This window comes from Nocardia sp. CA-151230, assembly GCF_050942175.1.
Taxonomy (GTDB): domain Bacteria; phylum Actinomycetota; class Actinomycetes; order Mycobacteriales; family Mycobacteriaceae; genus Nocardia.
This window is the reverse complement of record NZ_CP192061.1, coordinates 595,701-620,170: the sequence shown is the minus strand read 5'-3', so window position 1 is coordinate 620,170 and position 24,470 is coordinate 595,701. Positions and strand designations below refer to the sequence as shown.

Below are 24,470 nucleotides of genomic sequence, written 5' to 3'. Positions count from 1 at the left end.
ATGAGATGGCCGCGAAGACCGGCGCAAACGACATCGCGGACGACGATCTGGAACCGCTCGCCGACGAAACCGCTCGACAGGCCCAGCGCGTGGTGGCCGCCTACGCCACCGATGCCGACGAGTGCCGCATGCTGCTGTCCATGCTGGGCATCGGTCCGACGCGAGGCGAATGACCCGTGCATCCGGATAGCTCCGGCTCCGGTTTCGTCGTCGTCGCCAACCGGCTTCCGGTCGACCTGGAGCGACTACCCGATGGAACCACTCGCTGGAAGCGCAGCCCCGGCGGCCTGGTGACCGCGCTGGAACCGGTACTGCGCAACAACAGGGGCGCCTGGGTCGGCTGGGCCGGCGTCCCGGATGTGGATCTGGATCCGATCGTCGAGGACGGTCTGGAACTGCATCCGGTGCCGTTGTCGGGCGACGAGGTCGCCGATTACTACGAGGGTTTCTCCAACGCGACGCTGTGGCCGCTGTATCACGACGTGATCGTGCGGCCGGTCTACGACCGCCAGTGGTGGCAGGCGTACGTGCAGGTGAACCGCCGTTTCGCCGAGTACACGGCCAAGGTGGCCGCCGAGGGCGCGACGGTGTGGGTACAGGACTACCAGCTGCAGCTGGTGCCGAAGATGCTGCGCATGCTGCGCCCGGATCTGACCATCGGCTTCTTCCTGCACATTCCGTTCCCGCCGGTGGAACTGTTCATGCAGATGCCGTGGCGCACCGAGATCGTCGAGGGCCTGCTGGGCGCCGACCTGATCGGTTTCCATCTGCCGGGCGGCGCGCAGAACTTCCTGTATCTGGCCAGAAGGCTGGCCGGGCAGCCCACGTCGCGCGGCAATGTGGGCGTGCGCTCGAAACTCGGTGTGGTGCAGGTGGGTTTCCGCACCGTGCGGGTGGGCGCGTTCCCGATCTCCATCACCTCCACCGAGCTGGACGAGTATTCACGCCGGCGCGGGGTGCGGGAGCGGGCCGCGAAAATCCGTGCTGAGCTGGGCAATCCGAAGACGATCCTGCTGGGTGTGGACCGCCTGGACTACACCAAGGGCATCGACATCCGGCTGGCCGCGCTGGAGGAGCTGTTGCACGACGGCCGGATCGATCCGGCGGACACGGTGATGGTGCAGCTGGCCACGCCGAGCCGCGAGCGGGTCGAGTCCTACAAGCAGATGCGCGGCGATATCGAACGCCAGGTGGGACGGATCAACGGCGAGTTCGCCCGGGTGGGTTATCCGGTGGTGCACTACCTGCACCGGCCCATCCCGCGCGAGGAGCTGATCGCGTTCTTCGTGGCCGCCGACGTCATGGTGGTGACACCGCTGCGCGACGGCATGAACCTGGTCGCCAAGGAGTACGTGGCCTGTCAGGGCAGCCTCAACGGCGCGCTGGTGCTGAGCGAATTCACCGGTGCGGCAGCGGAATTGCGGCAGGCCTACCTGTGCAATCCGCACGATCTCGACAGCGTCAAGGACGCCCTGATCGGCGCGATCGACGACGACCGCGACACCCGTCGCCGTCGGATGCGTTCGATGCGGCGCCAGGTCCTCACCCATGACGTCGACCGGTGGGCGCGTGCCTTCCTCGACGCCCTGGCCACCGATCGCGTCGCCGGCAGCGCCCTGCTGACCGACGACGACGTGGATCCGGATCTGAGCCGCTGACCCGGTCTAAGGCGAACGCCCCCTGAGGATTTCAGGGGGCGTTCGGCGTGCCGGGCCTAGTCCGACTCGCCGTCGAGTTGGTCGAACCGGTAGGCGACTCCGGTGAGCCGTTCGGATTCGGCCCACAGCTGGGCCGCCAGCTCGGGATCGCGGGTGCGCTCCCCGGCCGTGTCCGGCACCGGATAGCCCTTGGTCGAGCCGGTCGGGCCGTAGAAGTCACCGCCGCGCACACCGGGGTCGGTGGCGGCGCGCAGGCTCGGCAGCGCACCCATCTCGACGCTCTGCATGACGATCCGGAACACCCAGCGCAGCGATGGCCGGGACAGGAAGGCGACTGCGGGACCGAAGTTCTGGGCGAAGTCGGATTCGGCGGCGCCCGGGTGGGCCAGCACCGAGATCAGCCGGCTGCCGGTGCCGTTGAGCTGCCGCTGGAGTTCGAATCCGAAGCTGGCGTTGGCCTGCTTGGACTGCGCGTAGACGGGGTAGGCCTTGTAGGTGCGCCGCTCGTAGGTGAGGTCGTCGAGGTCGAGCCAGGTGCCCTTCTGCGCGGGGACCCCGCTGGTCACCGTGACGACGCGGGCCTGCGGAGCCGCGTGCAGTAGATCGAGCAGGAGTCCGGTGAACGCGAACGGGCCCAGATGGTTTGTGCCGAAGGTGGTTTCGAACCCATCCTCGGTGACGGTCCGCTCCCGGCACAGCGTGCCCGCATTGTTCACCAGCAGATCGATCTGCCCGAAGTCGTCGTGCAGCCGTGCCGCGGCCCGGTGGACCGATTTCAGCGACGTCAGATCCAGTTCCACGAGCGGCAATTCGGCGTCCGGCGCGGTCCGGCGGATGGTTTCCGCCGCGGCCGCGGCCTTGTCGGCATTGCGGCAGGCCAGGACCACCCGGGCGCCGTGTTCGGCGAGCCGCAGCGCGGTTTCCAGCCCCAGCCCGGCACTGGCCCCTGTCACAATGGCGGTGCGCCCCTGCAGATTCGGGATGTCGGCGGCAGTCCACGGTGCCTTCTTGTTCTCCACGTGCTGCATCCTGACCGGTCGGGTTTCACTCAACTCTGTGACCTTAACCCGGTCGCCGGTGGGCCGCAGCCGCGCCGCGGCCCCTACGCGAAGGTGAGCCGCGCGATCAGATGGCGGTGGTTCCGGACCAGCGGCAGCCTGCGCTGCAGGCCGAGTGCGGCTTCTGGTAGATGACCGCGCAGCGCACCTCGAGCATCACCGGTGAGCACCAGCCGCGTCCGGGACCCGGTGTGTCCGGGCAGTATTCGAGGGCATCCAGCCCGATCGGCACCCGCACGGCGCCGCCGGTCACCGGTTGCAGGTCGGAAGCTCCTGATAGCCGGAGACTCCCGGGATCTGCTGCGGCAGCGCGGGTCTGGGCGGCGGTCAGGCCGAAGGGCATGGGCGGCAGCACATAATCCGATCCGCGGGCCAGCTTGGTCCCGTTCAGCGTGCGCTCGGCCAGGCCCGGCAGCTACTCGGGTTCGCTGAACGGATTGTTGCGCTGGTCGGTCAGGCCCACATCAAACCTCCGTTGACATCGAGAATCGCCCCGTTGACGTAGGAGGCGTCGTCGGAGGCGAGGAATACGGCAGCCTGCGCTGCCTCGTCGACCCGCCCGGCCCGGCCCAGGGCGAACCGCTTGCGGTAGGCGGCCCAGACCCGGTCGTTGTCGGCCAACCGGCCGCCCATGCCGGCGTCGAGAATGCCGGGCGAGAGGGCGTTGACCCGGATTCCATACTGCCCCAGTTCGATTGCGCTGGTCCGGGTGAACATCTCGATGGCCGCCTTGGTGGCGCTGTAGCCGGCCGCGCCGACCGCTATCCGACTCGCCATGGACGAGGACATGTTGATGATCACGCCGCCGCGCTCCCGCAGATGCGGCACGGCCGCGCGGGTGCACAGGAAGGTGCCGGTCAGATTGGTGGCGACCATGGCGTCCCAGTCGTGCGGGGCGAGCTGTTCGATCCGCCCGTCCCGGCTCACCCCGGCATTGGCGACCACCACGTCCAGTCCGGACAGCGATTCCGCGGCCGCGGCCATCAGCTGCTCGACCGCCGCCGGATCGGCGACATCGGCCGGATGGAACAGACAGCGGTCCGGGTATTCCTCCTTGAGGAGCTGGTAGTCCCCGGACGTGCGCGCCGAGCACATGACCGACGCGCCTTCCGCGAGAAACGCTTTCGCGATCGCGAAGCCGAGCCCCCGGGTGCCGCCGGTGACGACGGCGGCCTTTCCTTCGAGCCGCATCAGGAGTCCTCCGATTTCGTTCGGGTCAATACCACGTCAGGACCGCCGCCCCGGCGCTCATACCGCCGCCGACGCCGGCCAGCAGAATGCGCTCACCGCGTTGCAGCGGGCGTTCGAGATGGGTGCTGTGCAGGGTGATGGGAATGGAGGCCGCGCCAGTGTTCCCGTAGCGGGGAGCGGTCAGCGGCACCCGGGCGGGATCCACGCCGAGTTCCCGGATACAGGTCTCCAGCAGCCGGGTGTTGGCCTGGTGCAGGATGATCCGGTCCACCTCGGCGAGCGTGAAGCCGGATTCCGCCAGCGCCTCCGCGATGAGTTTGGGCAGCATGGTCAGCACGTAGTCGCGGACCGCGCGGCCGTCCATCCGGAACAGCCGCTCGCCCGCGGGAACCTCCACGAGAGAACGCAGTTCGCCATTGGTGACCAGGCGGCTCGCGTGCAGCCCGTAGCCCGGCGGCACCGGTCCGACCAGGGTCGCGCCCGCGCCGTCACCGAACAGGCTCACGGTCTTGCGGTCTGCGCGGTTCATGATCCGCGAGTAGATGTCGGCTCCGACGACAAGTGCCGGGTCCGCCCGCTCCCCCTCGCGTTCCAGCAGTCCGGCGGCGACGGTCAGGGCGAAGAGGTAGCCGACGCACACCGAGTTCAGATCGAAGGCGGGTATGCCGGTGAGCCCCAATTTGTGTTGCAGCGCAGCGGCTGTCGCGGGCTGCGGCTGATCCCCGGTCGAGGTGGCGACGATGACGCTGCCGATCCGCGGCCAGGTCTCCCTGGGCCCGAGCAGATCGAGGGCCGCCCGGTGGGCCAGATCGGAGGTGGCCGTCTCCGATCTGGCGTACCGCCGGGTGTCGATGCCGGTGCGTTCGCCCACCCACGCCGGGGTGGTGCCCGCCCACTCCGCGATGGTGGCATTGCCGATCTCGGCGGGCGGCACGTAGGCGCCGGTGCGCAGGATTCCGACCGCCATCACAGGCACACCGGTAGTTCGGCCAGCTGCCAGACCGCGGACCCGCTGTGCCAGCGCACCTGCAGACCCAGTGATCTCGTTGTCCCCGACGGGTATCGATGTACTGGACACCGCAGCATATCCATAGAACCCCCTATCATCGCCGTAACGCGTGACTGTGCCACTCCGCCAACCAGTTTCACGGCCGAGCTGTTTCCGATTGCCGCGCGTCCACGCAGATCTATTGCGTCTCAGCGACTTTCAACACCCATGAACCCACCCACCCCTTCGCACTGTAACTTGTTCTACAGCTTGATGCAGAGCTTGGGTCGGCAAATCCGCTGTGACCAAACACATATGGACCCACGGACATCTTTTGACTAGGTCGCGTTTCACTTCTGGGAGTGCAATGGATTTCGTCGAGAGTGCATCCGATCCCGTCCCAGCCCGTTCGCGGCGGCCGAAGACCGGCTCAGGTACCGGTTGCGGCGCTACTTTCCGGAGTATCCAGCCGCGGTCCCGGCCGTCCTGCTGGTGCCGCCGCTCCTGGTGACCGCCAAGGTCTTCGACCTGCATACCGAGACCGGGGCCATGTGCGCGAGCTTCTCGAAGGAAGCAGCAACGAAAAGAACCAGAAACAAATGTCTTTCGTGATTCCAACCGTGAAACCCTGGATACCCCATTGCGCATCGGCGCTGTGCCGCGCACCGCCCGTGTGGGACACGCTTCCAAATCTGGAGCCGGTTTCAGAAGGTGTCAACGCGGCCAATTCCGAAAGTTGCTGTAACTCCACGTACTTCGATACATTGCCCGGCATAGGCTGCCGAAAAAGCGCGCAGCCCCGGATCGCGTCCGGAGCTGCGCGCTTGATGGGAATCGAGGAGGATCGGCTCAGATCGGCTTGACGTCGGAGACGAGCCAATGACCGCTCTGCTTGGTGAGTTCCACCTGCAGTCGATCGCTCATGAGCGTGTCCTGCGGCGTGTCGGCGCTCGAGAACCGCTGATCCGCGATGACGAGCACGGTGGCGCGGTCACGGGTGGTCGAGATGACCCCGGTCGCCTGAACCGTGGTCTGGACGGAGAGCTTCTTCTCCTTGGCCGCCGGGATGGCCTGCTCGTGGATCACCTTCAGGTAGGAGTCCTTGTAGTCGCTGGTGAGCTTGTCAGCGACGGCCGGTAGGTCCTTCTCGGCGGAATCGTAGTTGTAGGTGAACAGCGACTCCACCGTGTCCGCCGCGAAAGCGGTTGCGGAGGAACGATTCTGCTCGGCCTGACGCTCGGACCAGAACCGGTCCCCGACCAGTGAGCCGACTACGACGGCTGCCACGAGCAGGATGCCGGCGGCGGCAATGACAATCGAACGCACGGTGAGCTTCACGGCACCAACTCCATCGACGAGGCGGTCACGGAGTCGCCCTTCCGGGTGACGGTCACCCGGAAGCGGTAGTCCTTCTGCATGGGCCCGTTGGACGCGACATTGGAGACCGTCTGCTGCGCGAGCAGCAGCACGGTGGCCGAGTCCTTGTCATCGCGTTCGATCGCCGCGGAGATGACCTTGCCGGAGGACTGTACCTTCAACTGCTCGAACAGCTTCTTGTACTCGTCCTTGTTGGTCGCGTACTCGTCCTTGAGACCGCCGCCGGCGACCGAGAGCAGACGGTCGATGTCCTGATCGGCGGTGTCGCTCTTGACGGTGACCATGTCCAGGTACGCCTGCTTGGCCACCTGCACGTATTCGGCGCGCCGGTCGCGCAGCGCGTCCGCGCGGTTCTGGTGGTAGAAGAACAGGCCACCCGAACCGATCAGCACGAGCGCGGAAACCAGGGCCACCACCGCGGCCACCGAACCCAGCCGCCCGAGCGAGACGTAGATCTTGCGCAGCCGCGAGTCCGGCTCGCCGTCCTCGGATTCCGCCGCATCCTCGACGGGCTCGTCGTCGGCCACCCCGGACCCGACCACGATTTCCGGCTCCGCGTCAGCGGATTCGGCGTCGATCGGGTCCGCGGCTTTCGCGGGCTTCGACTCTGCGTCTTCGGCCGGCGTCGACTTCGAGGCCTCGGCGGGCTTCGACTCCGCAGTCTCCGCCGGTTTCGACTTCGCGGTCTGCACCGGCTTCGGCACGGCGGTCTCGCCCGCCGCCCCAGCATCGGCAACCGTACTCGGCTCAGCGGCAGTTGTTTCCGGACCGGCGGCTCCGAGCGCCGCCTCCCGGACCTCGATGCCGGTGCGGTCGTCCTCGACGGGCGGGCCCGCCTGCCGGACGACACGCCGCCGAGTGCGGTTTCGATTTGCTGGGTTATCGCTCATCGCGGTGGCTCCTGAAGCAGCTGTTGCCAACTCGACGGGACCTTGGTTGAACCATCTGCATTGACGTCCCCCTGACGGTACACGTGACCGTCGGGTCCGACGAAGGTGCCGGTACTCGGGTCCGAATGCCCGATGAATGGGGTCTTCTGGTTACCGAGCAGCTTATCGAGCGGCTGACCGTTGTTGTCCACCGGCTGGGGATCACCGAACGGCGGGTTGTCACCCTCGGGCACATAGCCGTTCGGGTCGTGGCACAGCGCGGGCGTCGGAGCCCGCTTGCCCGGCACATCGACACAGGGCGTATTGCGGATACCGCGAACGGCTTCCTTCGCGTTCTGCGGCACCTTGCAGTACAGGTTGTCGGGAGTGCCGATCTGGCTCAGATCAGCGGGCGAGCGCCGCTCACTCGGCGGCAGGAAGCCGGTGGTACAGCCCGGCGGGTCATTGAGGCCGAGCATGAAGTCGACCATGGCGCCGTTCGAGACGTCCCCGCGAATGGCGGTGAGCAGCGACGCGAGCAGCGGCGGGTACACGACCAGGATCTGCTCGAGCCCGGCGTGGTACTTGAGCGAGACCTGTCCGACGCTGAGCAGGTTGGCGAGCATGATCGGCAGGGTCGGCTTCAAGTCCTGGAAGGTCTTGTTCACCCGCTGCACCGTGGACGGCGTCTGCTGCAGCACCGCGCGCAGCGACGGATCATGCTGGCGCAGTTGGTCGGTGACCGTCGCGAGGTCCTTGGTCCAGCCGCGGATGGAGTCGGCGGACTGGTTCTGGGTGTCGAGCAGCGGACCGATCTTGTCCAGCAGATCCTTGGTCTGATCGGTGTTGTTCTTCGCCTCCTGCACCAGCAGGGACGCCGAGTCGATGAACCGCTGCAGATCCGGCCCGGCGCCATTGAAGGCGACGAAGGCGTCGTTGATGACCTCTTGCAGCTTGGTGTCCGCGACCGTGGACAGCAGCCGGTCGGCCTGGTCGAGCATGGCGCCGACGTCCTGCGGCAGCTGCGTGCGATCCACCGGGATCACCGCACCGTCGCTCAGGTTGCCGCTGGTGGGGGCGTCCGGCGGAACCAGGTCGACGTACTGTTCACCGACCGCCGAGACGCTCTTCACGTAGGCCCGCACATCGGCGGGGATCTTGTAGTCGCTGTCGATGGACAGCTTGGCGTCGACCCCGGACGGGGTGAGCCGGACCTCATCCACCTTGCCGACATTGGTGCCGCGGTAGGCCACATTGGCGGTCTGGTACAGACCGCCGGTGGCGGCCAATTGCACTGTCACGCCGTAACGTCCGATGCCGAACATGGCCGGCAGCTTCACATAGTTGCCGCCCATGACGGTCAGGCCGATCACGGTCAGCACCGTGAAGATAGCCAGCTGAACCTTGACGAACTTGGTGAGTTTCACTTTCCGTCAGCCCCTTGCTGCGCGGGCACGGTGAGTCCCGGAATGGCCGGCAGGCCCGGAATCGGCGGCAACCCAGCGATACTCGGCGTCGGAGTGGTGGACTCCGCCGGCGGCTTCAGCGGATCCGTCAGCGGATCGCCCTTGCCCTGCGGCGGAGCGGGATGCGTCCCCTCGCCGAGGGTGGCCTGGGCGCCACCGAAGGTGCCGCCCAGCGGGGTTCCGGTCAGGAAGTTCGAATCCAGCCGGGCGCCGGTGAGATCGACCGTCATGAAGAGGTTCATGTAGTCGCCCTTGATGACCTTGTCGATGTTCTTGATCGGGAACGGGAAGGTCAGCAGCCACTGCAGCGAGTCGGCGAGCTTGCCGCCGGTGGCGGCCAGCGACTGCAGCGCCGGCTCGAGATTGGCCAGGTCGGCCTTGAGGTTGTCGCCGCCCTTGTCGATGATCTGCTGCACGATATCGCTCAGACCACCCAGTGCCGTCACGGTTTTGGTGATGTTCTCGCGGCGGTCTGCGAGCACGGTCAGGGCCGGGTGGATCTTGGTGACGGCGTCGGCGACATCGTCCTTCTGCTGCGCCAGCACCCCGGCGAACCGGTCCAGCCCGCTCATGGCGGCGATGATGTCGGTGGTCTGCTTGTCCAGCGTGGTGGTCAGCTGATTCAGCTGCGGCAGCAGGTCGCGGATGGCGTCGGTACGACCCTTGAAGGTCGCGTCGAGCTCCTTGGTGATGGTCTCCACCTGGGAGATGCCGCCGCCGTTGAGCACCACCGACAGCGAGGACAGCGTCTGCTCGGTGGTCGGGTAGGCCCCGGCCCGCTCGAGCGGGATCACATCCCCGGCCTTCAAACGGCCCTGCGCCGGTTCGGTCGTCGGCGCCGCCAGCTCCACATGATTGCTGCCCAGCAGACTGGTCTGCCCGATGCGCGCAATGGCATTGGCGGGCAACGCGACTCCCTTCTCGAGGGAGACGGTCACCAGTGCGTGCCAGTTCTCGACTTTGATACCGCTGACGGTGCCCACGGGCACGTCGTTCACCATGACCGGCGAATTACGGGTCAGGGTGGTCACATTCGGCATCTGGATGTCGACCTGCCAGGAGCCTTCCCCGGTGCCGACCGCACCGGGCATGGGCACCGAGTTCAGCCCGTCCCATTCGCAGCCGCTCACCGCGAGCACCGCGACCAGGCTGATCGCCGCGCCAGCGAGGCGAATCCGTCGGCGGCTCATCATCGTCCACCTCCAGGAACGAGCAGATCGGTCAGGGACTTGGGCGACGCCACCGGTGCGGCGTCGGGTGCGGGCACCTGGCCGGCCAGATCGGGCGTGCTGTAGGTGAGCTGATTCGGGAACGCGTTCTGCTGGGTCAGCGGATTCACCAGCAGCGGCGGGTAGTTCATCATCAGCGATTGGACGACGGGCGCCAGATACTGCTTGCACAGGTCGGCGCTGTGCTGGGAGTCGTTGTTCTCGTTGGCTTCGACCGCACCGCACAGGAAGGCGAAGGGATTGGCGAAGTTCGGAGCGGCCAGAAAGCCGGTGAGCGAGCCCTGGGCGGGCTTGTAGAGCTGGTAGAAGTTCACCAGCGCGGTCGGCGCGGAGTGCATGATCCGCTCGAGTTCGGGCTTCTTGTCGGCGAGCACCTGGGTGGCGTCGGCCAGTCGCTGCACGCTCTCGGTCAGCGCCCCGCCGCGTCCGTCGAGGAACCGCTTCACATCGGCGACCGCGGAATCGAGATTGTCCAGGCCCGAGCCGAGATCGGTGGACACCCCGGCGAGTACCGAGGAGACCGAGGCCAGCCGGCCGCCGAACTGCACGATCTGATCGTTGGACTTGGACAGCACATCGACGAACTGCTGCAGATTGCGAATGGTGCCGAACAGGTCGGTGCGGCCGTCGGAGAGCGTATTCAGCGTGCTGGACAGCTCTTTGAGGGTGTCGCGGAAGGCCTGGGCATTGCCATTGCCGAGGTTGTCGGCGGCGGTGTTGATGACCCGGCCGAAGGAACCCTGCTTGTCCTCACCGATCGGGCCGAGCGCGGTGGACAACTTGGTCAATTCGGCCTTGATGTCATCCCACTCCACCGGAACAGCGGTGTGCTCCACCGGTATCGAGGCGCCGTCACCCATCTTCGGCCCGCTGGTGTAGGCGGGTGCGAGCTGGATGAAACGCGCCGACACCAGCGACGGCGAGATGATCACGGCCTTGGCGTCGGCGGGGAGATCGACGCCGCGGTCGACGGTGAGCTTCACCGTCACCCTGTCCTTGCCGGGATCGATGGAGTCGATCTTGCCGACCTTCACACCGAGCACGCGGATCTCGTCACCGGCGTACAGGCCGTTGGTCGAGGGGAAGTAGGCGGTGATGTGCTTCTTGCCGATATCGGAGACCAGTCCGTAGACCAGCCACCCGGCCAGCGCGACGACCAGTGCCGCTGCGGCGATCCGGGTCCACCGGGGCAGCTTGCGAATTGCGTTCAACGCTCCGGCTCCTTCGGCACGGTCTGGGACTGCAGGGCCCCGTTGTCAGTGAGTTGGTGCTGGAGCGAGGAGGGCAGGTGCTCCGGCCAGACCATCGCGTCGACCAGCGTCTGCAAGGTCGGGCTCGTGGCGTTGGACAGGTACGCCTGGAAGTACGGTCCACTGCCGACCTGCTCACCGAGCGCGGCCTCGAACGGCCCGAGTTCGTCGACCGCCTTACCGAGGTTGTCCTTGTTGTCCTGCAGCAGCTTCAGCACCGAGTTCAGCTTGTCCAGCGTCGGCTTCAGCTGCGCCTCGTTGTCGTTGACGAAGCCCGAGAGCTGCTTGGCGAGCCCGTTGATGTACACGATCAGCTGGCTCAGCGCCGCGCGGCGGGCATCCAGCTCACCCAGCAGGCTGTTGCCGTCGACCAGCAGCGAATTGATCTGCGCCGCACGATCACCCAGCACCTTGGTGACGTTCTGGGCGTGCGAGAGCAGCTCGGTCAGCGCCTTGTCGCGGTTGTTGAGGCTGCGCGAGAGCTGGGTGACGCCGTCGAGCGCCGAGCGCAGCGGTCCGGGGGTATCGGTGAACGCGTCCGACAGGGTGTCCAGGGTCTTGTTGACCTGGTCGGTGTCGAGGCCCTTCACCGTGGTCGCCAGATCGCCGAGCGCATCGGTGAGCGAGTACGGAGACGTGGTGCGCTCCAACGGGATCGGCTGATCCTGACGCAGCGCGCCGTCACCGGTCGGCACCACCTCGAGCGACTTGCGGCCCAGCACCGTATTGGTCTTGATGGCCGCGGTGGTCTTGGTGCCCAGCACGATCGCCTCGTCGAGGGTGAACCGCACCTTGACTTTCGCGCCGTCCAGCGCGACATTCTCCACCCGGCCGGACTTCACGCCGGCCACCTGCACCTGGTCGCCGGGCAGCAGCCCGCCGGCGTCGGCGAAGTAGGCCGTGAACTCCGCACCCGAGCGGATGAAGGGCAACCGGTCGAACTGCAGGGCGGTGAGGCAGATCGTCACCGCCAGCACGATGCCCGTGACCCCGATATCGATCAGGGGTGAGCGCTGTTGATTCATTTGTCCGAGCACCTTCCGGTGGACTGACCGCCGGGCGCGACCATGCGCGTCTGATGCTGGCCGTCAGGACCGTCGAAGATGACGGCCGTACCGCAGACGTACATGTTCATGAACGAGCCGTAGGAGCCGATGCGGATCAGCTTCTTGTAGGTTTCCGGCAGCAGGTCCAGCACGTACTGCACGTCGTCCTTGCGGTCGTCCAGGTTCTGGGACAGCTTGCCGAGCTGTTCGACGTTCGCCTTCAGGTCCGGGCGGACCTGCTGCAGCAGACTGGTGAGATCGCCGGTGGCCCCGGCCAATCGAGGCAGTGCGTCGCCGATCGGATCCTTGTCGGCCGCCAGACCGCTGACCAGGCGCTGCAATTCGTTCAGGGTGGTCCCGAAGTCCGCGTTGCGCTGGTCGATGGTGCCCAGCACCGTCTTCAGATTCTCGATCACGCTGCCGATCAGGGCATCCCGGTCGGCGAGGGTCTTGCTGAACGACCCGCCACTGTTCAGCAGCGAGACCAGCGTGCCGCCCTGTCCCTGGAACACCTGCAGCAGCGCCCCCGTCAGATCGTTCACCTGCTCCGGATTCAGGCCGCGCAGCAGCGGCTTGAATCCGCCGAGCAGCAGATCGAGATCGAGCGCGGGCTTGGTCTTGTCGGTCCCGATGGTGGCGCCCTTGCGCAACGGCTGGGCCGTGCCCGGACCGTCCATCAGCTCCAGATAGCGGTCGCCGACGAGGTTTTCGTAACGGACGGCCGCCTGGGTGCCGGAATACACGTGGTACTGGTTGTCGATGTCGAAGTCGACGTGGGCCAGATGGTCCTTACCGACGTACACGCGGCTCACCGAGCCCACCGGCACACCCGCGATGCGCACCTTCGAGCCGGGCAGCATCCCGGCCGCACTGGTGAAGATCGCGTGGTAGCCGGTCGAGCGGGCGAAGCGCATCTGACTGAAGACGATGCCCAGCGCGGCCAGGACGAGCACCATGATCAGGGTGAAGATCCCCAATTTCACGCTGCTCGAATGCACTTTGAGTCTCATGGGTGCGGCACCCCCGGCAGGTCCGAGAACAGCAGCTGGAACACCCTGGGGCCGTTGAGGTGAGTGGACATCGACGGCGTCCACACCTCGCCCTCGGCGGTGTCGGTGACGAGATAGTTGGAGTGACTGCCCGGCACCCGGTCGAGAATGTTCTCGCAGTGCGGGCCACCGGTGGCATTCACCTTCGGCAGATCCTTCGGGTACGAGTAAGGGGTGCCACCGCCCATGAAGCTGGCGTTCAGGGTGACCCACGGACCGTCGCCACCGAAGATGCGGTTGCCGTCCGGCAGCGCGTTCGCCGCACCGACGACCAGGCAGTACAGGGCCGGGTTGTACTCGTTGAGCAATTCGGTGGTCGGACGCAGCACACCGAGGGTGTCCACGAGCGCCTTCTGGTTGTCCGAGAGCACGCCGCCGGTGTCGTCGGCCAGGCCGACCAGGTTCAGCAGCACCTTGTCGAAATTGTCCTTCTCATCGACGATGGTGCCGCCGGTGACCGTCATATTGCGCGTGGTGCGCAACAGATCCGGCGCGGTGTCGGCGTACAGGTTGGTCACCCCGACCGAGGTCTGCAGATCGCGTTGCAGGTCGGGCAGGCTCGGGTTGATGTCCTTCAGGAGCTGATCGCTGTCCACCATGAGCTGGCCCAGCTTGTCGCCGCGACCTTGCAGGGCGGTGCCCAGCGCGGTCAGCGTCGCATTGAGCTTCTCCGGCTGCACCTTCGCCAGCAGATCGTTCAAATGCTGGAAGAGCGTGTTGAATTCGACTGTCACCGCGCCCGCCTGCACCACCGAGCCCGCCTTCAGCGAGTCGGAGGAGGGGTGCTGCGGTTCGATGAAGTTGACGTACTTCGCGCCGAACACCGTGGTCGAGTTGATGTCGACGGTGGCGTTGGCGGGCACCATCTTCAGCTTGTCCGGGTCCATCGCCAGTTCGATGCGCGCCCCGTCGGCGCTGTCGGTGATATTGGTGACCCGCCCGATCTCGACCCCGCGGATCTTGACCTTGGCGTCCTTGTCCATGACCAGGCCGGCCCGCGGCGCGGTGACCGTGACCTTGACCTTGTCTTCGAATCCGCCGGCGAACATCACCAGGCAGACCGCGACGGCAGCGGCCAGGCCGAGCACCATGCCCACGCCGGCCAGCCGAATGACCCACCCCTGTTCGAGATAGCGTTTCGGCTTGGGTTTCTCGACGAACGGCGAGCCGATCGGGCTCGACACTCCGCGCTGTTGTTGGACCATGTGTGTCGTCCCGCCCCTACCCGGAGAGATGGAAATTGCCGGAGGTGCCGTAGATGGCCAGCGACATCAGCAGCGTCACCATGACGACCGCGATCAGCGAGGCCCGCACCGCATTACCTACCGCCACGCCGACGCCGACCGGTCCGCCTGCGGCGTTGTAGCCGTAGTAGGTGTGGATCAGCATGACCGCCATGGCCATGAAGATCGCCTGCGCGAAGGACCAGAGGATGTCGCTGGGGATCAGGAACGTCGAGAAGTAGTGGTCGTACACACCGGCCGACTGGCCGTAGATCACCACGGTCGCGAAGCGCGAGGCGATGAAGGAGGCGATGACCGCCAGCGAGTACAACGGGATGATGGCGATGATGCCCGCCAGCATGCGGGTGCCCACCAGGAAGGGGACCGGCCGGATGGCCATCACCTCGAGGGCGTCGATCTCTTCGGAGACGCGCATGGCGCCCAATTGTGCCGTGGTACCGGCGCCCAGCGTCGCCGCCAGGCCGATACCCGAAATGACCGGGGCCGCAATGCGAACGTTGATGAACGCGGCGAAGAAGCCGGTCAGGGCTTCGACACCGATATTGCCGAGCGAGCTGTAACCCTGCACGGCGATGGTGCCACCGGCGGCCAGGGTCAGGAACCCGACGATCACGACGGTGCCGCCGATGACGGCCAAAGCTCCTGTGCCCATCGAGATCTCGGCGATCAGCCGGATGGTCTCGGTGCGGTAGTGCACCAGCGCCTTGGGCACCGAGGCGATCGACTGCGCGTAGAACACCGCGTGCTTGCCGACCGAATCGAGAGCCTCGGTGAAGCGCTGAAAACGCTTGGTCACCTTGGGAAAACGAGACTGGATCACGAACGCCATCTGATCACCGCGCCGTGAACTTGATGCCAACGGCGGTTACCACGACGTTGATGACGAACAGCGCCATGAAGGCGAAGACAACGGTCTGGTTGACGGCGTCGCCGACACTCTTGGGACCGCCCTTCACGTTCAGGCCCAGATAACAGGCGACCAGTCCGGCGACGAGTCCGAACAGCATGGCCTTCACCTCGGAGATGACGAGCTCCGGCAGGTGGGTCAGCAGGGTGAGGCCGTTGACGAAGGCGCCAGGGTTCACACCCTGCAGGTAGACCGAGAACAGGAATCCGCCCAGGATGCCGATGGTGGACACCAGACCATTGAGCAGGAACGCCACGAACATCGAGGCGAGCACGCGCGGAACCACCAGGCGCTGAATCGGATCGATGCCGAGCACCTTCATGGCGTCGATCTCTTCGCGAATGGTGCGCGCGCCCAGGTCCGCGCAGATGGCGGTCGCGCCCGCGCCGGCCACGATGAGCACAGTGACCATCGGGCCGATCTGGGTGATGGTGCCGAAGGCCGCACCCGCGCCGGAGAGGTCGGCCGCGCCGATCTCGCGCAGCAGGATGTTGAGAGTGAAGCTCACCAGCACGGTGAACGGAATTGCCACCATCAGGGTGGGGAAGATGGATACCCGGGCTATGAACCAGGACTGATCGATGAATTCCCGTCGCTGGAACGGGGGCCGTACCGCGGCGCGAGCGACCGCACCGGCGAGTTCGAAGAACCCTCCGACCGCCCGCAGCGGTACGGCAAGGACTTCATTCATTCCCGCTATTCCTCCTGCCCCTGCCTAGCTATAGCAACCGAGATCTGAATGTGATCTCGGTCCCGCTCGAAGATTAGAACACGTTCTCATACGGTTCGGGAAGGTTTCGACGGTTTTGAACAGGTCATCTTTCCGAACTGGCGTCCAGTTTTGAGAACAGGTTCATGTCAGCCTAACCACCACAGGTATGCCGCATTGTGAGGCGACACACATAGTTGTCCCTTTTCTTACCAACGATCGATCTCATGATCAACCGCAGGCGCCGGGGGCCGGGCCGTGTCTTCAGGAACTCACGACCCCCGGGCGGGACACCAAGGCCTGCCTCAGCCCAGATCCTTCAGTGAGGAGGCGGAAAACGTAGCGTCCGAACCACGTTCGGAGAAGTAGCCGCCCAGGGTCGCGGCCAGGCCCTCGCGGGTCCACTCGCCCTCGGCGTCGAAGCGCTGCTCCACCACCGGAGCCGCCATCAGGGCCACCATCGGGCCGTAGACGACGAACAGCTGACCGCTGATCGCCTCGGCCGCCGGCGAGGCCAGGTAGGCCACCAGCCGCGCGACATGATCGGGCGAGAGCGGGTCCGGACCCTGGTCGGGAGCCGCGGAGAAGACCTTCTCGGTCATGGCCGTCCGCGCCCGCGGCGCGATGGCATTGGCGCGCACGCCGACCGATTCCAGCGCCCGCGCGGCCGACAGCGTCAGCGCGGTGATGCCGGCCTTGGCCGCACCGTAATTCGCCTGGCCGGCCGGGCCGAGCAGACCGGCCTCCGAGGAGGTGTTGATGATGCGCCCATAAACGGGAGCACCCGTCTCCTTGTACTTGCCACGCCAGAAGGCGGCCGCATTGCGGGTCAGAAGGAAATGCCCGCGCAGGTGGACCGCGACGACCGCGTCGAAATCCTCGTCGGACATGTTGAACAACATCTTGTCCCGGGTGATCCCGGCATTGTTCACCACGATGTCCAGCCCGCCGAAGGTCTCCTCGGCGGTGCGGATCAATGCGTCGGCCGTCGCGCGCTCGGCGATACTGCCGCCCACGAACTCCGCCTTGACGCCCAGCGCCCGGATGTCGGCGAGGGTTGCGCTCACCGCGTCGTTCTCGGCAAGGTCGTTGACGATGACCGACGCGCCGGCCCGGGCCAGCTCGAGGGCTTCGGCCCGGCCCAGCCCGGCGCCCGCGCCGGTGACGATGGCAACCCGGCCGGAAAGACTTACATCAGAATCGCTCACCGGGCCGACTCTAGAACGTGTTCCACCCGACGGGCAAGCGTCCGCTCAGACCAGCTTCAATGCCGCCTTGGGGCACTGGGCCACGGCGGACTCGATATCGCGACGGTTGGCCTCGGTGACCTCGGCCTCGTTGACGTGCAGGTTGTCGTCGTCATCGAGATCGAAGACGTCAGGGGCGATTCCGACACAGATTCCGTTCGCTTCGCACTGATCGAAATCGACGATCACCTTCATAGTTCTCTCCTTAACCACAGGTTCTTCCCGAGCCTAACAAGCAGACCTCCCATTCGACAGCGATCAAGGACCGAAAAAGCAGCCATACTGGAACAAGTTCCAGTTCATGTGCCATGATCGGGCCATACCCGAAGGTTCGCGGCCCGTCTCGTTCTGGACTGAGCGGAGCGGGGGAGCGAAGCGGAGGAGCGGAGGGAGGGAAGAACGAGACCTCCAGGGCCGCGAACCCGCCGCGCCGCAGGCGCGGCAGAAAGGATACGGACTGCTATGCGTATCGCCTACACGCCGCAACAGGAACAGCTGCGTGCCGAGCTGCGTGACTATTTCACCCGCCTCATCACTCCCGAACGGCGGCAAGCGCTTTCGGCGCAGACCGGAGAGTACGGCGAGGGCAATGTCTACCGCGAGGTGGTCGAGGAGATGGGCCGCGACGGGTGGCTCGCCCTCGGCTGGCCCAAGGAGTACGGCGGCCAGGACCGCTCCACCATGGATCAGCTGATCTTCACCGACGAGGCCGCCATCGCCGGCGCCCCGGTGCCGTTCCTGACCATCAACTCGGTGGCGCCGACGATCATGCACTACGGCACCGAGGAGCAGAAGAAGTTCTTCCTGCCCAAGATCGCCGCCGGTCAGCTGCACTTCGCCATCGGCTACTCGGAGCCGGGCGCCGGCACCGACCTGGCCTCGCTGCGCACCTCCGCGGTCCGCGACGGCGACGACTGGATCATCAACGGCCAGAAGATGTGGACCTCCCTCATCGCCTACGCCGACTACGTGTGGCTCGCCGCCCGCACCGACCCGAACGCCAAGAAGCACAAGGGCATCTCGATGTTCATCATGCCGACCACGGCAGAGGGCTTCTCCTGGACGCCGGTGCACACCATGGCCGGACCCGACACCAGTGCCACCTACTACCAGGACGTGCGGGTCAGGCACTCCGACATGGTGGGCCCGGAGAACGGCGGCTGGGCGCTGGTCACCAACCAGCTCAACCACGAGCGCGTCGCGCTGACCTCCTCCGCGCCGCTGGCCCTGGCCGTCGCGCAGGTGACCGAGTGGGCGCGCAACACCAAGACCGCCAATGGCGCCCGGGTCATCGACCAGGAATGGGTGCAGATCAGCCTGGCTCGCATCCACGCCAAGGTCGAGTACCTGAAGCTGACCAACTGGGAGATCGCCTCGCGCGCCGACGCGCAAAAGGACCCCGCGACCGGTACCGGCGAGGGCGCTCCGCGCCCGTGGGACGCCTCCGCCACCAAGGTGTACGGCACCGAACTGGCCACCGAGTCCTACCGCGCGCTGATGGAGATCCTCGGCCCGCAGGCCTACCTGCGCCAGGACTCGGCGGGCTCGCAGCTGCGGGGTCGCCTGGAGCGCATGCACCGCGCCTGCCTGATCCTCACCTTCGGCGGCGGCACCAACGAGGTGCAGCGCGACATCATCGCCATGACCGCCCTCAAGCAGCCCGCGGCCGCGCGCTAGCTGTGTCCGATAGCGATGTGAGCGGGGCCTCCGTGGTTACGCAAGCAAGCACGGAGAGGCGGAGCGACTCCTCCGGGCCTGACGCTCACATCGCGCGAAACCAAGGTAACCATCATGGATTTCACCCTTACCGAGGCGCAGCAGGATCTGGCCCGCCTCACCGCCGAGGTCACCGGCAAGCTCGTCACCGCCGACCGGCTGCGTGAGCTCGACCGCAACACCGACGCGTCGGGCAACCCGACCGTGCGCTTCGACGAATCGCTGTGGAGCTCGCTCGCCGAGACCGGCGTGCTGGCCGCGGCCCTGCCGGAGACGGTGGGCGGCAGCGACTTCGGCGTGCTGGAGCAGACCGCCATCCTGCGCGAGATCGGCAAGTCCGTCGCGCCCGTGCCGTACCTGTGGTCGATCGTGCTCGGGGCCGGCGCGCTCGCGCAGTTCGGTTCCACGGCACAGCGCGAGCTGGCTGCCCAGGCCGCGCGCGGCGAGGTCATCCTCACCGCCGCCCTGAGCGAGGAGCGCAACTGGGAGCTCGCCAGCCCCGTCACCACCGCGATGGCGGGCGACGGCTGGCAGCTGACCGGTCTCAAGACCACGGTGCCCTTCGCTCGCCAGGCGGCGCGAATCCTGGTGTCCGCCAGTGTCGACGGCTCCCCCGCCGTCTTCCTGGTCGACCCGTCGCACGCCTCGGTGCGCGTCGAGGACCAGATCGTCACCGACCGCTCCCCCGAGGCCGAGGTCGAATTCGCCGGCACCCCGGCCGAGTTGGTCGGCACCATCGACCAGGGCGCCGAGATCCTGACCTGGCTGCTCGAGCGCGCGTGGCTCGGCCTGGCCGCCACCCAGCTCGGCGTGGTCGAGAAGGGCCTGGAACTGGTCGCCGACTACGCCCGCGAGCGCGAGCAGTTCAATCGCAAGATCGGCAGCTTCCAGGCCGTGGCACAGCGTCTGGCCGACGCCTACATCGACGTCCAGGGCGTGCGCCTGGCCGTGCAGCAGGCGGCCTGGCGGCTGGCCGAGGGCCTGCCCGCCGCGGCCGAGGTGCACACCGCCAAGTTCTGGGCCGCCGAGGCGGGCCACCGCGTCGCCCACACCGTGGTGCACGTGCACGGTGGTGTCGGTATCGACCGCGACCACATCGTGAACCAGTACTTCACCGCCGCCAAGCACAACGAGTTCGCCCTCGGCGGCGCGACCGACCACCTGCGCGCGCTCGGGTTGCTGCTGACCGACGCTGCGCAGTAACAACTCTCGGAGAGACTCGGTACCAACTCCCGGAGACTCGGCCGAACCCTGCACTGCGGCCGACGGCGAGGCGGTGGCTCCCATACCGGCCACCACCTCGCCGTTTTTCTTTGTCCGGGAACGATTTACGGCACCAGCGGACCGGCGAGCACCCGCTCCCCCGCCGCCCAGTTGCCCTGCCAGGTCAGCGCCGCGTCCTTGGTGGGCTTGCGCTGCCACAGCGCCAGCAGCAGATCCGAAGCGGTGCCGGAGATTTCGGCGACCGGGGTGCCAGGGCCGTAGGTCCAGCTCTCACCGGTATCGGTGGCGTGGACCCTGATCGCCACCTCGGGCTCGCTCGCGAGCCCACGGTGAATCATGCGCGGCGCGAACAGCTCGAAGACCTCCGCAATGCCGTCGGCGGCCTGCGCCGGATCGAATTCTTCCGCGATACCGAGCGCGTTCTTGCCGTCCCACACGTGCATGAGGGTCTCCTGGGCGCGGCGGCGCTGCCAGAACCCGACCGTGCGCGGCAGCAGCTTGGTGAAGGTCCAGGCCGGGGTCTCGGGGGCGACCGCCACCGCCTCGAGCAGGGCCTGCGCGGTCTCGTCGTACCAGGCCCGCAGATCGACGGGATCCTTCGGAGCGGGTTCGCCCTGGTAGTCGCCGCGGCCCTCCCGGATGCCGGTGACCACCCACAGATTGCCCTGGCCGACATGGTCGACCAGGTCGTAGAAGGTCCAATCCCCGCAGCTGGGAACCGGTGCGGCCAGATCGACCCCCGGTGTGATCAGCTCTCCGAGCTCGCTCAATTTCTCGCGCAAAATGGCCACGAAATCCATGCGGCCCACGCTAACCAGCGAAAACTCCGCCTGCCAGCCATATGCGGCCGGTAGAACGCGAAATCCGGCCGAACATCAGGATTCGAATTCACGGAACGGAGGAGATGCGCTCACCCACCGGGTCGTGGTGATCCGTCGACGGCTCCAGTTCGTACAGCAGGGCCTCGCCGCGCGCGTCGTGGCGGATGGCGCGGCCCAGTTCGGCCGCGGCCCGGTAGTGCGCCGGGGTGCGCAGAACGTGGCGGATCCCGCGGGCGATGCGCTGCGGGGTCGCGGTGCGCGGCAATGTGATTCCGGCATTGTGGGCGCGGACGCGCGCGGCATTGTCGGCATTGTCGCGGCCGTGCGGCAGGACCACGACCGGGAGGTCGGCGGCGAAGGACTTCATCAGGGTGCCGTGCCCGCCATGGGTGACGACCAGGCTGGCGTGCCGCATGATTTCGCGGTGCCCGGCCGCGCGCAGGACCGTCACATTCGGCGGGGCGTGCAGCGCGTCCGGGTCGACGGCGGGGCCGGTGGTGACGACACCGCGCACCGGGAGCTGGCCCAGGGCGTCGGAAATGCGCTGCAGGCAATCGGTTTGGTGTTGAAAGGTGGTGGACAGCGCGACCAGGACGAGCGGGTCGCCGCCGTCGGTCTGCGTCCACGTGGCGCCCTCGGCCCAATCCGGTTCGTCGAGGATCGGGCCGACCCAGCGCACCCCAGCGGGCCCCTGCCCCGGGAAATCGAACGCCGCACTGGACAGCACCAGCTGCCGGCGGGCCAGCTGCGCCTGATCCTGATAGTGGGCCAGCTGCTCCAGCCCGAAATCCGCGCGCAGGACATTGAGCTTCGGGAGCAGTTCCTCGTCCCAGCGCCGCTGCACCAGCGAGCCCACCACCCGGTCGCGCAACCGGCCCAGCGGACCGTGCGCCTTGCCGAAGCCGGAACCCGGCGGCGGGCCGCCCTCCACCGGCAGCGGGTAGATGCCGGGGATGAGCACCGAAAAGGGCACCCCACAGGCCTGCGCCGCGACCATGGCCCCGAAGGCGAAGAAGGAGGTCAGCACCAGATCGGGTCGCTCGGCATCGATCTCGTCGGCGGTGTCGCGGGCGAATCCGGCCCCCGCACGCGGGCGCAGCCGCGCACCCGTGGCCGCCACCGGGCCGGCCAGGGATTCCTCCGCGAGCACGGTCACCCGATGGCCACGCCGCACCAGACGCCGCACCACGCCCAGCTCCGGTGGAACCGTTCCGCCGCTTCCGGTGAGGGCGACCAGGTAGCTGTGAGTCATCGGGCACCTCCCCCAGTCACTCTCGCACGACCGATGAGTTTTCCGCACCCGCTTCGTCCCCATCAGTACATCGAATGAGAGGGATCGAACCACCATGCCGAGCAAGATGATCTTCATCAATCTGCCCGTCGCCGACCTGGACCGGTCCAAGCGCTTCTACGAGGCCCTGGGCTGGAAGATGAACCAGGACTTCACCGACGGCAATGCCGCCTGCATCGTGGTCGACGACAACATCTGCGTCATGCTGCTGACCCACGACTTCTTCACCACCTTCAGCACCCGCCCCCTCGGCGACACCCGCGGCACCGTCAACGGCGTCTACGCCCTGGCCCTGTCCAGCCCCCACGAAGTGGACACCCTCGTCGAAGCGGCCCTCCGGAACGGCGGCACCGAAGAACTCAACCCCGATCGCCGCGCCCAGGAGGCCGAGGTGGGCATGTACAGCCGTAACTTCCTCGATCTCGACGGCCACCAGTGGGAGCCCTTCCACATGGCCTACCCCGCCTGACCGCCGATCGGCAGCCTCCTGCCATCCGATGAAGTGTCGGTTCACCCGGGTGCGAACCAGGGTGAACCCATGGCTTTCACCATTGCAGACCTGTTCGAGCACGCCGTCGACGCGGTCCCGGACCGAATCGCCCTGATCTGCGCCGACCGGCACTTCACCTATCGCGAACTGGACGAGCGGGCCAACCGCCTCGCCCATCACCTGGCCGCCCGCGGCATCGGCGCGGGCGATCACGTCGGCGTGTACTCACGCAATTCGGCCGAGGCCCTGGAAACGATGCTCGCGACCTACAAACTGCGGGCGGTATCGGTATGCGTCAACTATCGCTATGTGGCCGACGAGGTGCGCTACATCGTCGAGAACGCGGATCTGAAAGCCCTTGTCCACGAGGCGCAGTACAGTGCCATCGTCGCCGAGGTCCAGGCTGCCGTGCCGTCCGTGACCGAGGTACTCGCGATCGGACCCGACTACGACGCAGCGCTGGCCGCACAGTCCCCGGACCGCGATTTCGGTCCGCGCAGCGGCGACGACCTGTACATCCTCTACACCGGCGGCACCACCGGCATGCCCAAGGGCGTGATGTGGCGGCACGAGGACGTCTGGCGGGCGCTCGGCGGCGGCATCAATCACGTGACCGGCGAATACGTCTCGGACGAATGGGAATTGGCCGAGAACGCGAAGTCCGCGTCGACCGGGATCGTCATGGCTCCGCTCTCGCCTCTTATCCACGGCGCCGCGCAGTGGGCTGCGTTCCTCGCATTGAACTCCGGTGGCACCGTGGTTTTCGTGCCACAGTTCGACGCGCACGAGGTCTGGCGGGTCGTGGAGCGGCACCGGGTCAATGTGCTCACCGTGGTCGGTGACGCCATGGCCAAACCGCTGCTGGAGGCCTATCACGAAGGGCACTACGACGTTTCGTCGCTGTGGGCGTTCAGCAGCCACGCCGCGCTGTTCTCACACTCGCTCAAACAGCAGTACCTCGACACCTTCCTGAACCTCTTCATCACCGACGTGATCGGCTCCTCGGAGAGTGGCAGCACCGGATTGTCCGTGGTCACCAGGGATTCCGACCACACGCAGGGCCCACGGGTGAAGTTCGGCGCGCAGGCCGCCCTGCTCGACGACGACGGCAACCTGGTCGAACCCCGGCCGGGCGCGGTGGGCCGGATGGCGCGGACCGGGCACGTGCCGCTCGGGTACTACAAGGATCCCGCAAAGACACGTTCGATCTTCGCCGAGGTGGAGGGCAAACGCTATGTGGCGCCGGGCGATTATGCACGCTACGAGGCCGACGGCACCGTCACCCTGCTCGGGCGCGGCTCGGAGTGCATCAACACCGGCGGCGAGAAGGTGTTCCCGGAAGAGGTCGAGACCGCGCTCAAATCCCATCCCGAGGTCTTCGACGCCCTGGTGATCGGCATTCCACACGACCGCTTCGGACAGGCCGTGGCAGCGCTGGTGCAGCCGCGGCCGGGCGCCGCGCTCACACTCGGTGAGCTCGACATGCACCTGCGCACCAAGATCGCGGGATACAAAGCACCCCGAGGGTATTGGCTGGTAGACCAGGTCATGCGGCAGCCCAGCGGCAAGGCGAACTATCCCGGCGCCAAACGGTATGCGGCCGAGCACGCCGAGCAGATGCGTGCTCCCCGCTGACCGGG

At 66.8% G+C, this 24,470-nt stretch carries 24 protein-coding genes; 6 read left to right on the top strand and 18 right to left on the bottom strand.

Annotated features, from left to right (window positions below):
- Positions 1-5: 5 nt before the first annotated feature.
- On the top strand, positions 6-173 hold the full coding sequence (locus tag ACQP1O_RS02800) for a hypothetical protein (protein WP_162958162.1): 168 nt from the start codon (positions 6-8) through the stop codon (positions 171-173).
- Between the two features lie 3 nt (positions 174-176).
- Positions 177-1,658 (top strand): alpha,alpha-trehalose-phosphate synthase (UDP-forming), encoded by a 1,482-nt coding sequence (locus tag ACQP1O_RS02795; RefSeq protein WP_433564355.1) that lies wholly within the window; start codon positions 177-179, stop codon positions 1,656-1,658.
- Positions 1,659-1,714: 56 nt separating this feature from the next.
- Here the strand turns inward: ACQP1O_RS02795 and ACQP1O_RS02790 are convergent, their stop codons facing one another.
- From ACQP1O_RS02790 to ACQP1O_RS02715, 16 genes are all read right to left on the bottom strand, one after another.
- On the bottom strand, positions 1,715-2,677 hold the full coding sequence (locus ACQP1O_RS02790; protein ID WP_433564354.1) for an oxidoreductase: 963 nt from the start codon (positions 2,675-2,677) through the stop codon (positions 1,715-1,717).
- Between the two features lie 106 nt (positions 2,678-2,783).
- Entirely contained in the window at positions 2,784-3,059 is a 276-nt protein-coding gene (locus ACQP1O_RS02785) for a hypothetical protein (protein WP_433564353.1), read from the bottom strand.
- A gap of 110 nt (positions 3,060-3,169) precedes the next feature.
- Positions 3,170-3,907 carry an SDR family NAD(P)-dependent oxidoreductase gene (locus ACQP1O_RS02780; RefSeq protein ID WP_433564352.1) on the bottom strand — a complete coding sequence of 246 codons (738 nt, stop codon included), beginning with the start codon at positions 3,905-3,907 and terminating at the stop codon, positions 3,170-3,172.
- A gap of 25 nt (positions 3,908-3,932) precedes the next feature.
- Positions 3,933-4,874, bottom strand: coding sequence for a 3-oxoacyl-ACP synthase III family protein (locus ACQP1O_RS02775; protein WP_433564351.1), 942 nt, complete (start codon positions 4,872-4,874; stop codon positions 3,933-3,935).
- Positions 4,875-5,744: 870 nt separating this feature from the next.
- Positions 5,745-6,233, bottom strand: coding sequence for a h domain protein (locus ACQP1O_RS02770; RefSeq protein ID WP_433564350.1), 489 nt, complete (start codon positions 6,231-6,233; stop codon positions 5,745-5,747).
- A complete protein-coding gene (locus ACQP1O_RS02765) occupies positions 6,230-7,162 on the bottom strand; it encodes a hypothetical protein (RefSeq protein WP_433564349.1) in 933 nt (310 codons plus the stop codon). Before ACQP1O_RS02765 ends, ACQP1O_RS02770 begins: the two co-directional genes overlap by 4 nt.
- Positions 7,159-8,568 (bottom strand): MCE family protein, encoded by a 1,410-nt coding sequence (locus ACQP1O_RS02760; RefSeq protein ID WP_433564348.1) that lies wholly within the window; start codon positions 8,566-8,568, stop codon positions 7,159-7,161. The genes ACQP1O_RS02765 and ACQP1O_RS02760 overlap by 4 nt, the downstream gene beginning before the upstream one ends.
- On the bottom strand, positions 8,565-9,800 hold the full coding sequence (locus tag ACQP1O_RS02755; RefSeq protein ID WP_433564347.1) for an MCE family protein: 1,236 nt from the start codon (positions 9,798-9,800) through the stop codon (positions 8,565-8,567). The genes ACQP1O_RS02760 and ACQP1O_RS02755 overlap by 4 nt, the downstream gene beginning before the upstream one ends.
- Positions 9,797-11,047, bottom strand: coding sequence for an MCE family protein (locus ACQP1O_RS02750; protein WP_433564346.1), 1,251 nt, complete (start codon positions 11,045-11,047; stop codon positions 9,797-9,799). The genes ACQP1O_RS02755 and ACQP1O_RS02750 overlap by 4 nt, the downstream gene beginning before the upstream one ends.
- A complete protein-coding gene (locus ACQP1O_RS02745; protein WP_433564345.1) occupies positions 11,044-12,111 on the bottom strand; it encodes an MCE family protein in 1,068 nt (355 codons plus the stop codon). The genes ACQP1O_RS02750 and ACQP1O_RS02745 overlap by 4 nt, the downstream gene beginning before the upstream one ends.
- Positions 12,108-13,142, bottom strand: coding sequence for an MCE family protein (locus tag ACQP1O_RS02740; protein ID WP_433564344.1), 1,035 nt, complete (start codon positions 13,140-13,142; stop codon positions 12,108-12,110). Before ACQP1O_RS02740 ends, ACQP1O_RS02745 begins: the two co-directional genes overlap by 4 nt.
- Positions 13,139-14,272 (bottom strand): MCE family protein, encoded by a 1,134-nt coding sequence (locus tag ACQP1O_RS02735; RefSeq protein WP_433567564.1) that lies wholly within the window; start codon positions 14,270-14,272, stop codon positions 13,139-13,141. Before ACQP1O_RS02735 ends, ACQP1O_RS02740 begins: the two co-directional genes overlap by 4 nt.
- 130 nt (positions 14,273-14,402) lie before the next feature.
- Positions 14,403-15,254 carry an MlaE family ABC transporter permease gene (locus ACQP1O_RS02730; protein WP_433564343.1) on the bottom strand — a complete coding sequence of 284 codons (852 nt, stop codon included), beginning with the start codon at positions 15,252-15,254 and terminating at the stop codon, positions 14,403-14,405.
- A gap of 4 nt (positions 15,255-15,258) precedes the next feature.
- A complete protein-coding gene (locus ACQP1O_RS02725; RefSeq protein WP_040854757.1) occupies positions 15,259-16,023 on the bottom strand; it encodes an MlaE family ABC transporter permease in 765 nt (254 codons plus the stop codon).
- A gap of 323 nt (positions 16,024-16,346) precedes the next feature.
- Positions 16,347-17,249: a 3-oxoacyl-ACP reductase gene (locus ACQP1O_RS02720; RefSeq protein ID WP_364606228.1), complete on the bottom strand. Its 903-nt coding sequence runs from the start codon at positions 17,247-17,249 to the stop codon at positions 16,347-16,349.
- Between the two features lie 45 nt (positions 17,250-17,294).
- Positions 17,295-17,483 (bottom strand): ferredoxin, encoded by a 189-nt coding sequence (locus tag ACQP1O_RS02715; protein WP_040854753.1) that lies wholly within the window; start codon positions 17,481-17,483, stop codon positions 17,295-17,297.
- Between the two features lie 267 nt (positions 17,484-17,750).
- Here ACQP1O_RS02715 and ACQP1O_RS02710 point away from each other — a divergent pair, with 267 nt between their 5' ends.
- Together ACQP1O_RS02710 and ACQP1O_RS02705 are read left to right on the top strand one after the other, a co-directional pair.
- Positions 17,751-18,965, top strand: a complete 1,215-nt coding sequence (locus ACQP1O_RS02710) for an acyl-CoA dehydrogenase family protein (protein WP_433564342.1) — start codon at positions 17,751-17,753, stop codon at positions 18,963-18,965.
- Positions 18,966-19,079: 114 nt separating this feature from the next.
- Complete coding sequence (locus tag ACQP1O_RS02705) at positions 19,080-20,207, top strand: acyl-CoA dehydrogenase family protein (protein ID WP_433564341.1); 1,128 nt, start codon at positions 19,080-19,082, stop codon at positions 20,205-20,207.
- Between the two features lie 125 nt (positions 20,208-20,332).
- On the opposite strand, the gene ACQP1O_RS02700 is transcribed toward ACQP1O_RS02705, so the two are convergent.
- Both ACQP1O_RS02700 and ACQP1O_RS02695 read right to left on the bottom strand, forming a co-directional pair.
- Complete coding sequence (locus ACQP1O_RS02700) at positions 20,333-21,028, bottom strand: maleylpyruvate isomerase family mycothiol-dependent enzyme (protein ID WP_433564340.1); 696 nt, start codon at positions 21,026-21,028, stop codon at positions 20,333-20,335.
- A gap of 88 nt (positions 21,029-21,116) precedes the next feature.
- On the bottom strand, positions 21,117-22,301 hold the full coding sequence (locus tag ACQP1O_RS02695) for a glycosyltransferase (protein WP_433564339.1): 1,185 nt from the start codon (positions 22,299-22,301) through the stop codon (positions 21,117-21,119).
- A gap of 94 nt (positions 22,302-22,395) precedes the next feature.
- Here ACQP1O_RS02695 and ACQP1O_RS02690 point away from each other — a divergent pair, with 94 nt between their 5' ends.
- Complete coding sequence (locus ACQP1O_RS02690; protein WP_433564338.1) at positions 22,396-22,809, top strand: VOC family protein; 414 nt, start codon at positions 22,396-22,398, stop codon at positions 22,807-22,809.
- Between the two features lie 69 nt (positions 22,810-22,878).
- Positions 22,879-24,465: an acyl-CoA synthetase gene (locus tag ACQP1O_RS02685; protein WP_433564337.1), complete on the top strand. Its 1,587-nt coding sequence runs from the start codon at positions 22,879-22,881 to the stop codon at positions 24,463-24,465.
- Positions 24,466-24,470: the final 5 nt, after the last annotated feature.

Excerpts from the sequence above, each read along its gene's own strand:
- ACQP1O_RS02715 (WP_040854753.1), bottom strand. The coding sequence starts at position 17,483 with ATGAAGGTGATCGTCGATTTCGATCAGTGCGAAGCGAACGGAATCTGT.
- ACQP1O_RS02775 (WP_433564351.1), bottom strand. The coding sequence starts at position 4,874 with ATGGCGGTCGGAATCCTGCGCACCGGCGCCTACGTGCCGCCCGCCGAG.
- ACQP1O_RS02800 (WP_162958162.1), top strand. The coding sequence starts at position 6 with ATGGCCGCGAAGACCGGCGCAAACGACATCGCGGACGACGATCTGGAA.
- ACQP1O_RS02730 (WP_433564343.1), bottom strand. The coding sequence starts at position 15,254 with ATGGCGTTCGTGATCCAGTCTCGTTTTCCCAAGGTGACCAAGCGTTTT.
- ACQP1O_RS02710 (WP_433564342.1), top strand. The coding sequence starts at position 17,751 with ATGCGTATCGCCTACACGCCGCAACAGGAACAGCTGCGTGCCGAGCTG.
- ACQP1O_RS02690 (WP_433564338.1), top strand. The coding sequence starts at position 22,396 with ATGCCGAGCAAGATGATCTTCATCAATCTGCCCGTCGCCGACCTGGAC.
- ACQP1O_RS02735 (WP_433567564.1), bottom strand. The coding sequence starts at position 14,272 with ATGGTGCTCGGCCTGGCCGCTGCCGTCGCGGTCTGCCTGGTGATGTTC.
- ACQP1O_RS02765 (WP_433564349.1), bottom strand. The coding sequence starts at position 7,162 with ATGAGCGATAACCCAGCAAATCGAAACCGCACTCGGCGGCGTGTCGTC.
- ACQP1O_RS02745 (WP_433564345.1), bottom strand. The coding sequence starts at position 12,111 with ATGAATCAACAGCGCTCACCCCTGATCGATATCGGGGTCACGGGCATC.
- ACQP1O_RS02740 (WP_433564344.1), bottom strand. The coding sequence starts at position 13,142 with ATGAGACTCAAAGTGCATTCGAGCAGCGTGAAATTGGGGATCTTCACC.
- ACQP1O_RS02780 (WP_433564352.1), bottom strand. The coding sequence starts at position 3,907 with ATGCGGCTCGAAGGAAAGGCCGCCGTCGTCACCGGCGGCACCCGGGGG.
- ACQP1O_RS02725 (WP_040854757.1), bottom strand. The coding sequence starts at position 16,023 with ATGAATGAAGTCCTTGCCGTACCGCTGCGGGCGGTCGGAGGGTTCTTC.
- ACQP1O_RS02755 (WP_433564347.1), bottom strand. The coding sequence starts at position 9,800 with ATGATGAGCCGCCGACGGATTCGCCTCGCTGGCGCGGCGATCAGCCTG.
- ACQP1O_RS02685 (WP_433564337.1), top strand. The coding sequence starts at position 22,879 with ATGGCTTTCACCATTGCAGACCTGTTCGAGCACGCCGTCGACGCGGTC.
- ACQP1O_RS02695 (WP_433564339.1), bottom strand. The coding sequence starts at position 22,301 with ATGACTCACAGCTACCTGGTCGCCCTCACCGGAAGCGGCGGAACGGTT.
- ACQP1O_RS02785 (WP_433564353.1), bottom strand. The coding sequence starts at position 3,059 with ATGCCCTTCGGCCTGACCGCCGCCCAGACCCGCGCTGCCGCAGCAGAT.
- ACQP1O_RS02705 (WP_433564341.1), top strand. The coding sequence starts at position 19,080 with ATGGATTTCACCCTTACCGAGGCGCAGCAGGATCTGGCCCGCCTCACC.
- ACQP1O_RS02700 (WP_433564340.1), bottom strand. The coding sequence starts at position 21,028 with ATGGATTTCGTGGCCATTTTGCGCGAGAAATTGAGCGAGCTCGGAGAG.